The 15,113-nt window shown below is 66.7% G+C and carries 14 protein-coding genes; 13 read left to right on the top strand and 1 reads right to left on the bottom strand.

What is annotated here, in order from left to right; translation table 11 throughout:
- Positions 1-4: 4 nt before the first annotated feature.
- The 13 genes from NE2_RS01905 to NE2_RS01850 all read left to right on the top strand — a co-directional run bounded on the left by NE2_RS01905 (position 5) and on the right by NE2_RS01850 (position 13,951).
- Positions 5-1,456: an MlaD family protein gene (locus NE2_RS01905; protein ID WP_063023394.1), complete on the top strand. Its 1,452-nt coding sequence runs from the start codon at positions 5-7 to the stop codon at positions 1,454-1,456.
- Entirely contained in the window at positions 1,453-2,475 is a 1,023-nt protein-coding gene (locus tag NE2_RS01900) for an MlaD family protein (protein ID WP_030515598.1), read from the top strand. Before NE2_RS01905 ends, NE2_RS01900 begins: the two co-directional genes overlap by 4 nt.
- Complete coding sequence (locus NE2_RS01895) at positions 2,472-3,506, top strand: MCE family protein (RefSeq protein ID WP_063023392.1); 1,035 nt, start codon at positions 2,472-2,474, stop codon at positions 3,504-3,506. Before NE2_RS01900 ends, NE2_RS01895 begins: the two co-directional genes overlap by 4 nt.
- The gene (locus NE2_RS01890; protein WP_030515600.1) at positions 3,506-4,609 is read left to right on the top strand and encodes an MCE family protein; all 1,104 of its coding nucleotides are present in this window, start codon (positions 3,506-3,508) and stop codon (positions 4,607-4,609) included. The genes NE2_RS01895 and NE2_RS01890 overlap by 1 nt, the downstream gene beginning before the upstream one ends.
- Positions 4,606-5,784 (top strand): MCE family protein, encoded by a 1,179-nt coding sequence (locus NE2_RS01885; protein ID WP_084493680.1) that lies wholly within the window; start codon positions 4,606-4,608, stop codon positions 5,782-5,784. The genes NE2_RS01890 and NE2_RS01885 overlap by 4 nt, the downstream gene beginning before the upstream one ends.
- On the top strand, positions 5,781-6,974 hold the full coding sequence (locus NE2_RS01880) for an MCE family protein (protein ID WP_063023193.1): 1,194 nt from the start codon (positions 5,781-5,783) through the stop codon (positions 6,972-6,974). The genes NE2_RS01885 and NE2_RS01880 overlap by 4 nt, the downstream gene beginning before the upstream one ends.
- 12 nt (positions 6,975-6,986) lie before the next feature.
- Positions 6,987-7,700, top strand: a complete 714-nt coding sequence (locus tag NE2_RS01875) for an Rv1363c family protein (protein WP_063023191.1) — start codon at positions 6,987-6,989, stop codon at positions 7,698-7,700.
- Between the two features lie 32 nt (positions 7,701-7,732).
- On the top strand, positions 7,733-8,992 hold the full coding sequence (locus tag NE2_RS01870; RefSeq protein WP_063023387.1) for a TetR/AcrR family transcriptional regulator: 1,260 nt from the start codon (positions 7,733-7,735) through the stop codon (positions 8,990-8,992).
- 355 nt (positions 8,993-9,347) lie between these two features.
- Complete coding sequence (locus NE2_RS01865; RefSeq protein ID WP_084493679.1) at positions 9,348-10,355, top strand: oxygenase MpaB family protein; 1,008 nt, start codon at positions 9,348-9,350, stop codon at positions 10,353-10,355.
- Positions 10,356-10,979: 624 nt separating this feature from the next.
- Positions 10,980-11,456, top strand: a complete 477-nt coding sequence (locus tag NE2_RS01860) for a MarR family winged helix-turn-helix transcriptional regulator (RefSeq protein WP_063023187.1) — start codon at positions 10,980-10,982, stop codon at positions 11,454-11,456.
- Positions 11,449-11,826 carry a DUF5313 family protein gene (locus tag NE2_RS01855; RefSeq protein ID WP_063023185.1) on the top strand — a complete coding sequence of 126 codons (378 nt, stop codon included), beginning with the start codon at positions 11,449-11,451 and terminating at the stop codon, positions 11,824-11,826. Before NE2_RS01860 ends, NE2_RS01855 begins: the two co-directional genes overlap by 8 nt.
- A 210-nt stretch (positions 11,827-12,036) precedes the next feature.
- Complete coding sequence (locus tag NE2_RS35410; RefSeq protein WP_156055636.1) at positions 12,037-12,192, top strand: hypothetical protein; 156 nt, start codon at positions 12,037-12,039, stop codon at positions 12,190-12,192.
- Between the two features lie 316 nt (positions 12,193-12,508).
- A complete protein-coding gene (locus NE2_RS01850) occupies positions 12,509-13,951 on the top strand; it encodes a hypothetical protein (RefSeq protein WP_146165198.1) in 1,443 nt (480 codons plus the stop codon).
- On the opposite strand, the gene NE2_RS01845 is transcribed toward NE2_RS01850, so the two are convergent.
- Complete coding sequence (locus tag NE2_RS01845; protein WP_233429613.1) at positions 13,891-14,973, bottom strand: substrate-binding domain-containing protein; 1,083 nt, start codon at positions 14,971-14,973, stop codon at positions 13,891-13,893. The genes NE2_RS01850 and NE2_RS01845 overlap by 61 nt on opposite strands.
- Between the last annotated feature and the right edge of the window lie 140 nt (positions 14,974-15,113).

Here is a 15,113-nt window from a genome sequence, read left to right as displayed (position 1 = left end):
GTTCGTGATTCTCGATCCCAGTGGCCGCGGTGCGACCGCTCGCCAGCTCACGCTGGCCGGTATCGCGATGCTGCTCGTAGTGGCCGCGCTGCTGTATCTGCTGGCGCTGCGCTACACCGGTCGCTTCACCGAGAAGGTGCCCGTCCATGCCGTGCTGACCAGTACCGGAGACGGCCTGCCCAAACATGCCGACGTGAAATTCCGAGGCATGGTCGTCGGCACCGTCGATTCGGTGGAGGTGGTGGCGAAAGGGGAGCGGCAGCGCGCCGATATCGCGTTGAAACCGCATGTCGCCGAGGCGATTCCGGCCAACGTCACCGCCCGCGTCATCCCCAACAATCTGTTCGGCGTGACGGCGATCGAATTGGTCGACAACGGGCCCGACACCGCGAAACTGCATTCCGGCTCGACCATTTCCCAGGACACCGGCACGGCGACCATCCAATTGCAGACCACGCTCAACGTGCTGCGCAATGTGCTGAGCAATATCCAGCCGGAGAAGCTCGGCCGGGTGCTGGCGACGCTGTCCGCGGCGCTGGAACCCTCGGCGCGGGTGCCGGGTTCGACCGTGGAGCGGCTCGACACCTGGCTCACCCAGGTGCACGACATTCCCGATATCGGCGACCTGCTGGGTGATCTGGGCCGTGCCGCCACCGCGCTGAGCCAGTCGGCGCCGGAATTGGTGGGAGTGCTGTCGGATTCGGTGACGACGGCTCGCACCCTCACCGAGCGGCGCTCGAATCTCGTCGCGCTGCTGACGAATGCGGGCGGCGCCGTCGATTCGGTCAACCACCTGTTCGCGCGCAATCCGGATTCGGGCAAATTCCTCGTCGCCGGTCTGGACGATCTGTTCGGCGGTCTGGCCAAGGATCCCGAGGCCATTCCGTTCACCGCCGCCAACCTCAATACGGCGTTGCAGCGTTTGAAGACCACGTTCCACTGGGGCCCCAAACACCAGATGGTGTGGGCGATGGACGCCTCGCTCACGCCGTTCCAGCAGTACACCGCGCAGGACTGCCCGCACTATGGTGACGAGTACGGCCCGCGCTGCGGTGGGGCTACCGTACCGAATGTCGCTCCGCCACAGGAGTATCCACCGCAGCAGCTGCCCCGCTGGCTGGACGCGGCCGGGCCTCGGCCGACCCCGGCGGCCGTGGCACCGACCGCGCCGGCACAGCAGCCGCTGATCCCCGGTCTGCCGGTTCTGCCCGGCGTTCCGGCGCTGCCCGGTCTGCCGAGTCTGCCGCTGATCCCCGGCATCACCGCACCGGCCGCCTACCAGGCCACGCCCGCTGATCCGGCGGCCATCCGTCCCGCCGCACTGCGTGGACCCGCCGCGGTCGCCGCGGTGGTGGGGGGCCTGCCGAATCTGGCGCAGCTCCTGCTGCTGGGGCCGGTGCTCGCCGGTGGCTATCTGACCGTCGGCGAGATGCCGGAAGGCGGTGTGACGCAGTGAAATCGACGAAGGCACTGATCGGTTTCGGAATCTTCGCGGTGATCGCGATCGCGCTGACCTCCACCATCTACGGCACGTTGCAGCGCACGGTGCCGGGCTCGACCACTCGATATTCGGCTGTCTTCTCCGATGTGCTCGGACTGCGCGTCGGGGACGACGTGCGGATGGCCGGGGTGCGGGTCGGCCGGGTGGACAAGATCGACTTCGTCGGCGACTACAAGGCCGGGGTGGAGTTCAGCATCCGGAGCAATCAACATCTGACCACCACGACCAAGGCCATGGTGCGGTACCAGAATCTGATCGGTCAGCGCTACGTCGCGCTGGCGCCGGGTAAGGACGCGGGCCGACAGTTGCCGGCGGGCGGGCGAATTCCGCTCGAGCACACCGAGCCGTCGTTCGATGTGTCGGCCTTGCTGTCCGGCTTCGAACCGCTGTTCTCGGTGCTGCAGCCCGATCAGGTGAATTCGCTGTCCGAGACGCTGATTCAGGCGCTGCAGGGCAACCAGGTCTCGCTGAGCACCTTGATCACGCAGGCCGCGCAGCTGGCCGGAACCTTCGGCCAGCGCGACAAGATCCTCGGCGATGTGGTCTCCAACCTCAGCAGTGTGATGGCGGGCCTCGCGCATCGCAGCAACGAGCTGGAAACCCTGATCACCCAGACCCGTTCGCTGATGGACGGGCTCTACGCCCAGGGTGAGGCGTTGAAGTCGTCGGTCGACCAGGTCGCCACCTCGACCGATGCGCTGGTCGGGCTGGTCGCCCAGGTCAAACCCGGTATCGCGGCCGCGCAGAACAAGGCCACCACCGGCGTGGCGCTGCTGCTGCTCAACGGCGCGGCGCTGGACCGGGCGGCGGTGCAACTGCCGAACGTGCTGAACCGGGTGGCCCAGTTCTCCAGCTACGGCGCCTACGGCAACGCCTACTTCTGCGGTCTCGACGTCTCGCTGTGGGGCGTGCTGCTGCCGCCGGGCCTGTTCTCCCAGATCGGTGGCAACGCGCATTCGGAGGTGTGCCGATGATGGCGAGGTTCTCGCGACCGAGGTTGCCGAAAGTGTTCGGCTTCCTGCGCAACCGGTATCTGCGGCTCGGCCTGATCGCCTCGGCGACCGTGCTGATCCTGCTGCTCGGCTCCAGTGCGCTGACCCAGGCGCGGTTGGGGGACAAGACGATTCGCGCCGAATTCGCGCAGGCCGCGGGGCTGCGCGCCGGTGCGACCGTCGACGTCTCGGGGATCGAGGTGGGCGCGGTGCGGGCGGTGCGGCTCGACGGCGCCAAGGTGGTCGCGGACCTGAAGGTGCGCCGCGATCTGCGACTGGGCCCGGACGCGCACGCGGCGATCAAGATGTCGACCATCCTCGGGCGGTTGCATGTCGATCTCGTTCCGGGCAACGGAAAAGGGCTGCCGGACAACCGGATCAAGCTCGACCACACCAGCGTGCCCTACAACCTGAGCAAGGTGATCCAGGACCCGCAGTACAAGGCGTCGTTCGAACGGATCGAGCGGATCGACCCGCAGAAGTTGCGCCAGGCCCTCGACACCATGAATCAGCAGATGGGCGATTCGCCGCAGCTGGCGGTGCAGGCGCTCGACAGCATCGGCTCGCTGGCCAAGGTGATCAACGACCGCCGCGACGAGGTCGACACCCTGCTGAAGGGGATGGATCAGGTCTCACAGCTGGTCGCCGACAATCAGAACAGCGTGCTGATGCTGCTGACCCGCGGCGAGGCCATCGGCCAGGCGGTGCAGAAGCGCCAGCAGCTGCTGAAGAGCCTGCTCGACAATGTCGCCTCACTGTCGAAGTTGTTGCAGGACATGGGATTGGAGAACAACAACCAGTTCGGCCCGATGATCCGGGATCTGAACACCATGTCCGAGGGGCTGGAGAAGAACAAGGCCAACCTCGACCGGCTCTACGAGATCATGCCGGTGACCTTGCGGCAGTTCAACAACGTATTGGGCAACGGACCGTACGGCGATGTGTATGTGCCGTGGGGGCTGTTCCCCGACAACTGGATCTGTTTCGCACAGGTCGTTCAGGGGTGTAAGTGATGAAACTGCGCGCACTGGCCCAACTGGCCGCGGTGTGCCTGGTCGCCTCCGCCGGCTCGGGCTGTTCGCTGCTGCCGGGTTCGCTCGGCACCGCCGCCAACGAGGCGCTCGGCGACAACATGCGCATCAGCGCCGACTTCGACAATGTGGCCGGGCTCTACGCCGGCAACGAGGTCGATGTGCTGGGTGTGCCGGTCGGCACGGTCGAATCGGTGGAGGCCAAGGGCACCTACGTGCAGGTGGTCATGAAGGTCGACAAGAGCGTGAAGCTGCCCGCCGACGCCATGGCCGCACTGGTGAATCCGCAGCTGATCACCAACCGCCATGTCGAACTGGCGCCGGCCTACGACGGAACCGGGCCCACCATGGCCGACGGCGCGCATATTCCTCTGCCGCGCACCAGGACACCGGTGGAACTCGACCGCATCATGCAGACCTTCGACCAGTTGGGTGCGTCCCTGAAGGGTGACAGCGACACCGGGCCGATGGCCAGCCGGGTGTTGTTCCCGTTGCTCGACGGCAACGGCGATAAGCTGCGCGAGACGCTGGACGCGCTCTCGGGTGCGTTCGAGACGACCTTCGCCAACAAGGACCAGATCTCCAACACGATCGTCAAACTCAACGACATCACTCAGGTCATCGCCCAGAACGATCAGACTGTGCGGGATTTCAGCGGCCGGCTCACCGAACTGCTGAAGTTGATGGGCGATCAGGCGCCCGGCTTGCAGGCGGTGCTCACCCAGCTCAACGATTTCGTCGCCAATACCGCCACGGTGGTGGGGCAGAACAAGGATCAGCTCGCCGGAGCCCTGAGCCGGTTCGTCGCGATCAGCGATCAGATGCGTGCCAATGCCCGCAATCTCACCGAAATCGTGGATGTCGCGCCGCTGATGTTCGAAAACCTCGCCAACGCCACCAGTTACGAACATCAGGCGCTGCGTCTGCACGGCCTGCTCGACAAATCGGTGCTCGACGGTGAAGCGCTCTCGACCTTCTGTGAGCGGGTGATGATGCGCCTCGACGGCTGCCGGACCGGCCGGATCGCCGATATGGGGCCCGATTTCGGACTCACCGCCGCACTTCTGGGGATCAGCGGAAAATGACACGATCACAGCGCAGAACATCCCGCCGCGGCATCGTTTTCACCGCCGTCGCGACCGCCACCACACTCGGTATCAGCGGATGCGGTCCGACCCTCGAGAATGTGCCGATGCCCAAGCCGGGTATCGACGGTCCGGGCTATACCGTTCATGCCGCGTTCACCGATGTGCTGAATCTGCCCGATCACGCCCACGTGCGGATCGGCGGCACCGATATCGGCACCGTCACCGGTATCGAGACCACGAATTTCATCGCCGACGTGCGGATGCAGATCCGCTCCGACATCGTGCTGCCGCGCGGGACCACGGTGGAATTGCGTCAGGCCACGCCGCTGGGCGACATGTCGGTGGCCATGACCCTGCCGTCCGCGCAGGAGGCGGGCCCGCCGCTGCGCGACGGAGACACCATCGGCACCGATCACACCGGCACCGCGGCCTCCGTCGAGCAGTTGATGATGTCGGTGGCCATGCTGGTCAACGGCGGCGGTATCAACCAGGCCGCACAGATCACCACGCAGATGAATTCGATGTTCGCCGGGCGGGGACCGCAATTGGCGCATCTGCTGAGCGAGATGACCAGCGTGATCGCCGCGCTCAATCAGCGCACCGGCGATATCGACGCCACCCTGCAGGGATTGAATACGCTGTCCGGGGAATTGGCCAGGCGCAAAAAGGAACTCGGCGCGGCCGCCGACACCTTCCCGCAACTGCTCGGACTGGTGAACGAGAACAATCAGCGCATCGTGGATCTCACCACCAAGGTGTCGACCACCATGGCGGCGCTGGGCGATTTCACCGACACCACCAGCCCGCAGTTCCTGAGCCTGTTCGACAGCATTCAGAAATTGATGTCGGGCTTCACGGAAATGGGCGGCAATCTCACCGAGGCGCTCGACGGGCTCAACGACATCTATCCGCCGCTGATGGCCAGCCTGCGAGGTTCGGGATTGGCCGTCATGCCGGTGGTGTCGTATCTGAGCATCGGCGCCCTCAGCGATCCGCACGGCAGCCGATGGCCCGAAATCGGTGACGTTCCGGCGTTCGCCGGCAGTTTGGCGCAGGTATTCGAGAAAGTGTTCGGCCGGGTCATCAGTCCGCCGCAACCGGCGCCGGGTGCGGCGCCGCCGGAAGCGCCCGGCACGCCGGCCGAACCTTCCCAGCAGGGTGGTGAGCGATGAATACGCCGCTGTGGAATTGGGTGGTGCGCCGCCGCATCGCCCTGGCCAACCTCAGCCTGATCGTGGTGCTGGTGATCGGCTCCGGATATCTGGCCCGATATGTGCTGCGGTTCAATCCTTTTCCGCACACCTTCACCGTCACCGTGCAGCTGGCCACCTCGGGTGGCATTCTTCCGGGCAACGACGTGACCTTCCGCGGCACCCGGGTCGGCAAGGTCGCCGATGTGCGGGTTTCCGGCGACGGAATCGACGCGATCGCCGAAATCGACGACAGCGCGAAGATTCCCGTCGGGGGCGCGGTGCACGTCGGCCGATTGTCCGCGGCGGGTGAGCAGTATCTGGACTTCCGGCCCGACGCCGACACCGGGCCGTATCTGTCCGACGGCGCCGTCGTGGAGCGCGCACGCACCAGCGTGCCGATCCCGGTGCAGAATCTGCTGACCGACCTCAGCGGATTCATCGGCGGGATGAATCCGGACCGGCTCACCGTGGTCGTCGACGAGCTGGACAAGGCGCTGGGCGGCGGCCCGGATCGATTGCGCAACATGATCTCCGGGATCAGTCGTGCGATGGCGGGGCTGTCCGATCTGCTGCCGCAGACCCAGCAGCTGCTCGAGAACCTGCAGGTGATCGCGGAGACCACCTCGCACGCGCAGCCCGATTTGAGCACGCTGACCGCGGCGGGCAGCGCGCTGTTCCAGCAGGCCACCGCCGCCGACAACGAGATCCGGAAATTCCTCGACCAGGGGCCCGGCGAGCTGGCGACGCTCGGCGACGTGGTGGCGAAGAATCAGGATCCGCTGACCGATCTGGTCACCAATTTCGTCGCCATCACCAAGGCGGCGAAACTGCGGCAGCCGGCGATCGAGGCACTGTTTCCCGCACTGCGCCAAGGTATTCAAGCGCTCGGGGTGCCCGCCCACGACGGCGCCTATCACACGCTCGCCGACTTCTGGCCGCGTCCCACCTGCGACTACGACACGATTCCGGTGTCCCCGGCCAAGGTCATGACCGACACCCGGGTGCGGCTGTACAACTACTGCCTCACCGCCGATCCCGCACTGCAGGTGCGTGGTTCGGCCAACGCGCCGCGGCCGAACATCCCCGACAACGGGTCCGGGCCGCCGCCGGGCGTCACCGGCAACGAACTGTCGGCGCCCATCCCGCCCGGCCCCATACCCGACAACTAGGAAGCGAACGCGATGAGCGACAAGGAAAGCGGAGGCGCCGAGGAGCGCGAACCCACGGTCGACACCGTCGACGAAACGGAGACCGCGGCGGCCCCGGCGTCCGATACGGCCGGATCGGATGCGGCGGGGACATCCGATACCACCGAGTCGAGCCCCACCGAAACGACGGCCGCGGCCAAGATTTCGCTGCTGTCGCGACTGCGTCCGGCCGCCGGGGGACGCGGTGTGCGGATCGGTCTGCGGACGGCGGCGGCTCTGGTCCTGGGCGCCGCGATCGGCAGCAGTATCTACTTCTACCTGCAGAACAAGGATCACGAGGAGGTGCTGGAGGCGCAGGCGCAGGCCCGCCAGGCCGCCTGCGCCTACGGCCCGGTGGTCTCGACCTACGATTCCAAGCACCTCGACCAGTACGTCCGCGATGTGCTGGCCGGCGCCTCCGGTGAATGGAAGAAGCAGTTCGAGTCCAACAGCAAGGACCTCAGCGACGTCCTGGCCAAGGGTGAGGTCGTCGCCAAGTCGACGGATGTGCAGTGCGCCATCCGTTCCGGGGACAAGAATTCCGCGGAGGCGATCGTGGTGATCGGCCAGACCATCACCAGCCTGGGCACCCAGGGCAAACCGGAACCGGGCCAGTTGTCGACGGTCATGCGACTGCAGAAGCAGGGCGATCGCTGGCTGGTCGACAAGATCAGTACGCCGCTGACTCCGCTACCGCCGCAGTCGTAGCGGTTTGCCAGCGAAAAGAATTGGCGGACAATGTGAGTCGCGCACAGGACGGGCGTGCGAAGGCGACGGCGCCGGCCACGCACAATCCCGAACGTGTGATCCGCCGCCGGCCGAAGAACCGCCGCGCGCAGATCGCCTCCGCCTCGGCGGCGGCCTTCGGATCGCTGGGTTATCACGGCGTGAGCATGGAGGACATCGCCGCCCGGCTGGGGATTTCCTCGGCCGCGCTGTACCGGCACTATCCGAGCAAGTACGCGCTGTTCCGTGAGGAGCTGCTGCGCTTGTCCACGGCCGCGGTGACCGCGGTGACGCTGCCCGCGGAGGCGCACAGCCACAGCGCCGAAACGCGACTCGGACTCGTCATCGATGCCATCGTGGCCGACACCATCGCCAATCGCCCCACGGCCGCGCTGGCCCGGTGGGAGGCGCGCTACCTCGATCGCGACGATCGCCGGACCTTCGACGAACGGTTCGAGACCGCGATCTCCGCGCTGCGCGCGCTGATCGGCGAGCTGCGCCCTGAGTTGTCCCGCCGCGCGGGCCTGGTGCGTGCCGTCGCGATCTTCAGTGTGGTGAGCAGTATCGGCGACCACCACGCGCATCTGCCGGCGAAATCGCTCGCGGTGCTGCTGAGCGAGGCCGCGTGGTCGTTGATCCGCGCCGACCTGCCGGTGGCCGCCGACCCGCCGGAACCTGTGCGAGCGAACGAGATTCCGCAATCGTTCAAACATCAGGTGCTGCTCAACAAGGCGGTCGAGCTGTTCCACGAGCGCGGCTACCCCAATGTGAGCGTGGAGGAGATCGCGGCGGCGGCCGAACTGTCGGCGGCCTCGGCGGTGTACCGGTACTACCGCAGTAAGGATGCCTTGCTGGCGGCGGCATTCCGGCGGGTGGCCGACCGGATGGCCGCCGCGATCGCACCCGCGGTGGAGGCGTCACAGACCTCCGAGGAGGCGCTGGCGAGGTTGATCGACCTCTATGTCGAGGGATCGTTCGCCGAGCGCGAGCTGACGTTCGTCTACTACGCCGAATTCGGCAGTGTCGGCGCCTACGAGCGCACGGTGCTGCGCAATATCCAGCGGCTGGTGGTGGCCGAATGGGTGGAACTGCTGGTGGATGCGCGGCCCGAGCTGGCGCGGGCGCAGGCCCGCATCCTGGTCCATGCCGGATTCGGGCTCGTCGTCGGTCTGGGGCGGCTGTTCGGCAACGACCAGCAGATCTGCCCTCGAGCCCAGGTGATCGGATTGATGGAGATGACGTTGTTCGGACGGCTCGCCGCGCGACAGACGTAGCTGCCCTTGAATGTGCGACAACTTAGATAACGGAATACGGCTTCAAGTACGGGATATTTCGTTCTAGGCCCGTTGATCGAGAGAGAATTGCGGGTAACATGGTGGAGGCCGGGCCGACCCTGAGGAGTATACGAGGGGATGTCGCCGGGGCAGAGGGAGAAATCCGCGAGAGCGCCGGTAACCGCGCATCGGTGGTTGTCGCGTCGGCTCCGAGGCGAGCCGGTCTGCCGGGCGGGCCCCTCGGTCTCCCGTGTCGCATGGTGCCGCCGATCCCGGCGGCACCGCCCGCGCCCCGCAGCGCGGGGCCCGGCGCATCTCCGGTCGCGCCGGCGAAACGTTCCGAGAGAGGACTCGCATGACAACGGCAACGCAGCCTTGGGAGCCGAATTACACCGACCCGCACAGTGATTCCTACGTCCCGGAGGAATCACTGCCGGTCGGGCGAGGCCGGGCGGAGGACGAGCGAGCTGTGCAGCCCGACGTCGCGCAGACGCCGCCGCTGACTCTGGAGCAGACGCGCATTCACATCCCGGACTTCTATCGCTCACCGCGTAAGCGCCCCGCGCAACTGCCCGACGCCCTGGATTTCTGGATGTTCGCGGGCGCCGCGGCCAACGTCGCGATGCAGTTCGCGCATCCCGCGGTGGCGGCCGGTGTCATGGAGAGCACCGTGGAATCCGGTGCGCTGATGGTGCATCCGTGGAAGCGACTGCGCACCACGGCCTCGTATCTGGCGGTGGCGATTCTCGGCACGCCCGAGGAGAAGAAGGAATTCCGTGAGGCGGTGAACGTCGCGCACCGGCAGGTGCGGTCGAAACCCGGCTCGAAGGTGAAGTACAACGCCTTCGACCGCAATCTGCAGCTGTATGTCGCGGCCTGCATCTACATCGGCTTCGAGGACTCCCATCAGCTGATCAACGGCAAGATGTCACCGGAGGAACTCGAGGCGTTCTATCAGGGCGCGGACACCTTCGGCACCACGCTGCAGGTACATCCCGACATGTGGCCGAAGACGCGCGCCGAATTCGACGAGTACTGGGTCGAAGCCTGCCGTCAGGTTATCGTCGACGACGCCTTCCGAGCGTATATCGGTGACCTGCTGCATCTTCGGATGATCCACTGGTACATGCGACTGCTTTTCGGTGGGCTGCTGCGCTTCCTGACCGCCGGCTTCCTGCCTCCGCATTTCCGCGAACAGATGGGCGTGGAGTGGAGCGCGGCCGATCAGCGCCGATTCGAGCATCTGTTCCTGTTCGTGGGATTCGTGAACCGCTTCATCCCCAAGTTCATTCGGTTCTCCGGGACGAAGATGATGATGCGGGATGTGCAGCGTCGGATCCGCAAGCAGAAAGTTCTCGTCTGAATCCACCGGTGCGGCACGGTGATTGCCGACCGTGACGCGTGCGGCGGACCGGCCCGATCCGCCGCACAGTCCGGTGTGCGGCCGGGGAGTACCGCCATGCGGATTCGCGTGGCCGCAGCACAGCGGCGCAGGGCGAATCGGTCGCCTCGATGCGGGTCGAGTCCCAGGCAATTCATGCGCCGGAGCGCCGATGAGCGCGCGGACGGCGGGGGTGTCGGCCACTCGGCCGGCCTCCGCTTGCGAAAATCCGGGCTCGCTCCATGCGGACGGGAACTGGGGACCACGACGGAACGAGCCCGGATGGACGGTCCGGTCGATCACACCCACGGGCACCACGAGCTCGGCCGGTCGTCGCGAACAGTACATCACCTCATGTGAATTGACGTCAACATAATCGCGGAAATCGATGCGTCTTGCCGAGCGGCGCCGACAAAGTAACTGCATCTAGATAGCTCAATTGCCAGTGATAAGCGAAAGCGCAGATCGCTCGGCTCTTGTCCTCTGTCGAGGATTCACCGATAACTACTAGGCGTCTCGTTCGCGTCGCCGAGTGTGTGATGGCGCACTAATAGTTTGTGCACTAACTATTAGCACGCTAATCTGGCCTCGACACGAGGAGGTGGCATGACAACCGACGTCGACGATCCGCTGCGGCTGGACCGGCAGGTGTGTTTCGCCCTGGCCGTCGCGAACCGATCGGTGCTGACGGTGTATCGCCCGCTGCTGGAGCCCTTGGGGCTCACCCATCCGCAGTATCTGGTGATGCTGGCGCTGTGGGGCGAGGCTCCGATGTCGGTGAAGGCCATCGCCGAGGCGATCCAACTCGATTCCGCCACGCTGTCTCCGCTGCTCAAGCGGCTCGAGTCGGCGGGCCTCATCACCCGCCACCGTGATCCGCGCGACGAACGCACACTGCTGATCGATCTGACCGAAGCCGGGTGGGCGCTGCGCCGCCAGGCCGAGTCGATCCCCCCGGCGGTCGTGCGGCGGCTGGGCGTCAGCCTGGCCGATCTGGAGGAACTGCGCGAGGTGCTGACCCGCGTCAACGAGGCCGCCCGGCGAGCCGCGCTCGCCGATACCCAGGGAGCTACCCATGAGTGAGCAGAAGCCGAATCCGGTTCAGCGCGTGCGCTATATCTGCGGCGCCACCCTGCCGCCCTCGATGCAGCAGTGGGTCCTTCGCGATCTGACCGGGCCGGGCGCCGCCCGCCGCTACCTGCTGCGATTCCTGGTGCCGATCATCCCCGTACTGTGCCTGTTCCTGCTGGTCCCGGGCCCGCTGTGGATCGGATTGTCGATGGCGGCGCTGCTGTACGTCCCGCTGGTCTACTTCACCATCGCGCTGATGTACGTGTATCGGCGGCACCGCCTGCTCAAGCACGGGCTCGATCCCGAACTGGCCGACATCGCGGAACGGCAGCGCGCGGCGGCCGAACGCGAGCAGTACGAACTGCGCCACGGCCGCGGCTGACGCCCACGCGGTCGCGGAATGTGTGCCCGCCGAACCGATTCCGTGCCACGACGCGAACGACCGGTCTCGGCTCGTCGCGCCCGCGGTCGGTTATCGGGGGTGTACTGTAAGTGCTGTCGGTAATCGCACAGTGCGCTGTGCGCGCGAGCGGTGCGGCCGATTCGCTGGCCGGACGGGCCGTCGATGGTGAGAGTCTGAAGGACATCCGATATGAGTGAGCAGCCGAATCTGTTCAGCCACAGTCCGGTACCCATCGAGACGCCGGCGCCTGCCGGTGGGGTGGCGCATCGTCCGCTGTTTCGCAGTGCGAGTTCCTCGGCCGGACCCGAGGGCGGGGAGGCGCCCGCCGACGATATAGCCAGGTAATCCACGCGGCGCCCGTAGTCGATCAGTCCGGGATTACGGACACGATCCGGCAACGGGCGCGCCCGTACGTACCGGAGGCGATCGCGGTGAACGGGCGCGGAAACGCGGTCGCGGCGGGAATTGATACGAAAGCTATACCCGCCGCGACCGAACCGTTAGCAAATCATCATCGAATTGCCGATTTTCGCTCTTAGACGGTGATCAGATGTCGAAAGAGGGCTTTCGTGCTCCGGTAATGTCGGTCCCGCAATCATTCGGCTAACGAATCGGCGGGGAAGTCACGACCAGGCGTTACCTGCTGGGGACGGAGTCCGGCATGAGTGCTGTGACTTTCGGTTCCCCGGATATCCGGGGGCACGTACATCGGTTGTCGGCCGGAATCACCGACGCGCAATGGCTGCGAGTGGCCGTGGAAACCTCGGCCGCATGCGTCATCGCCGCGATCGCCGGGCTGGCCATGATGATGCCGATCAGCCAATCCTGGCTGTCGCCGGGATCGGCGCTGCAGGTCGACCTGCTGATCTTCAATATGCCGCTGGCCCTCACCGCCGGCGCGCTGATCGCCGTCATCGCGGTCTCGGTGTCGGCGGCGATCGGCAGCAGCCGCCTGGCCTGGTGCACTGTCTTCTGTGCGACCTCGGCGATGCTGGTGAACCACACCTTGCTGGTGAAACTGGAGACTCGGACCCTGTCGACGCTCAACTACGTCGATTCCATGCTCGCCGGAGTGATCCTGGGCTGTCTGGCCACGGCGGTGTGGCATCGGCGAGCCCCTGCCGGGGGGTATCTGTTCGGTGCGCTGGCTTCGATTCTGTTCGCCGACCTCACCCAGGCGCCGGATTTCGCCTCCACCGTCGCGGGGGAGGGCATCATGCGTGGGGCGCCTCCGGTCTGGATGATCGTCGTCGCACTCGTCCTGATGCTTTGCACGGCCGTGCTTTTTCGCCAAGAACAGCGACCGGAACCCGACGACAGTGCGGTGGTGCCGCTGAAACCGGTGGTGTCCGCGGTCGTGATCGTCTCGGCGACGCTCGGGACCTCCGTCTGGATGGCCCGCGGCGGCGCGCTCGTATCGATTCTGGTGGGCGGGGCGCTTCTGCTGCTCGCGACCGCGGTGGCGGCGCTGCTGCTTCCCGGACGCGACGGAATGCTGGTGGTGGTCATGGTGGCCTTCGCTTCGGCGGGGTCGGCCCTGCTCACCGTTCCGCGGCCGGCCTGGTCGACCGTGCTGGTGGTCGCGGCCGCGGGCGCCGGCCTCTACGCCGGATGGCGCATTCGCCTGCCGTTGCAGGCTGTCGCCGGATCCGTCGCGCTGTCCATCGCCGCTGCGGTGAGCTCGTCGGTGGTGGACGCCCCGACCGCGGCGGTAACCGTGCCGAGCTGTATCGCACTGGCGGTGGTCGCCGGATATGCGCTGGGATGTGCCATCGGCCCGCGGGCGACCAGCGCGGTCGTCGGCATCGTCATTCTGTTCGTGCCGTCCGCGGGGGTGGCTCTGCAGGGCCGCGATCTCGGCCGGATCGAATATTCGCACACCTGGTTCCGCAGTGCGGAGGCCGCGGTCACCGCGGTGCCGGGACTCGTCGCGGCCGGAATCGGCATCGGGTGCGGCGCCATCGTGCTACTCATCGGACGGCTGCGGCCGGGCGATCCCTTCGGCCGGCCCGCCGCGGACAGCGCGGAGAAGCCGAATCCGGCTCAGGCGCGGCGCAATTCGCTCACCACCGCGAAGTCGACGCCGTCGGCATCGGCGAGGTAGACCGGCTGGGTGGTGTGCGCGCCGCGCACCTTCACCTCACCGCGCGGGCCGCCGTAGCGAACCCGGGCGGCATGGCGTTCGATGGCGCGCACGTCGAGGCTGCGCGCCGCCTCCGCCAGCGAGGCGAACAGCAGCAGGCCCTCGTAACAGGATTCGCCGATATTGTTCAGCGCGGGTGCGAAGGTGCCGTACCGAGCCGTGTAGCGGCTGCCGAAATCCATCGCCTCGGGCGAAACCACACTCTCGAAATAGCCTGAGGCGGTGAACAATCCGCGGGTGCTGTCCGGGCCGCCCGCGAACAGGACGTCCTCGCCGATCATCATGCTCAGCCGCAACCGGTGCTCGTCGAGACCCGCGCGGGCGAAGGCGCGATTGAACGCCGCGCAGTCGGCGCCGACCAGCAACAGCAGCACCCCCTGCGCCGAGGAGTGGCGAATCAGGTCGAGCGCGGGACCGAAGGCGCGGCTGCCGAGCGGGACGAATGCCTCGCCGACGATGTCGATATCGCCGAACGCCGCCGCCTCGCGGGTGACCCGGGCGGTTTCGCGCGGCCACACGTAATCGTTGCCGACGATGCACCAGCGGCGGATGCCCTGCTCCGCGCGCAGCCAGCGCAGCGCGGGAAAGAGCTGATGATCGGGCGTCTCGCCCACCATGTACACGCCGTCGGAATTCTCGCCGCCCTCGTAGAACGTGGTGTAGACGTACGGGACCCGCCCTGCCGTGCGTGGCGTCAGCACCCGGCGGGCATTGGACAGGTGCCAGCCCACCACGCCGTCGACGGCGCCGGTGCCGATCATGCGATCGATATGTTCGGCCAGCAGTGGCAGCGGCGCGCCCGAATCGACCGTGTGCAATCGCACCGGCCGCTCGAGGATTCCGCCCGCGCGATTGATGTCCTCCACCGCCAGCGCGGCGCACGCCTCACAGGAGGGGCCGAACAGGCCCGCCGGTCCGCTACCGGGCACCACCAGCGCGATATCGACGGTGTCGCGCCCGCCGCGGGAGTTCGAAACCCTCACCGGAACCTCCGCCGCCCGAAACATCCATCGCCGAATAGTCGCCCCCCGAGCCGACCATGTTAACGACGGCCCGTGTGGGTGGCGAGTCGCGACCTTCCAGGGCTGGTGAAGGCGCCCCGTTTGGCATATACCCCCTGTGG

Origin of the sequence: Nocardia elegans NBRC 108235 (assembly GCF_001612845.1) — a bacterium.
Classification (GTDB): Bacteria; Actinomycetota; Actinomycetes; order Mycobacteriales; family Mycobacteriaceae; genus Nocardia; species Nocardia nova.
This window is presented reverse-complemented; position numbering and strand designations above follow the sequence as displayed.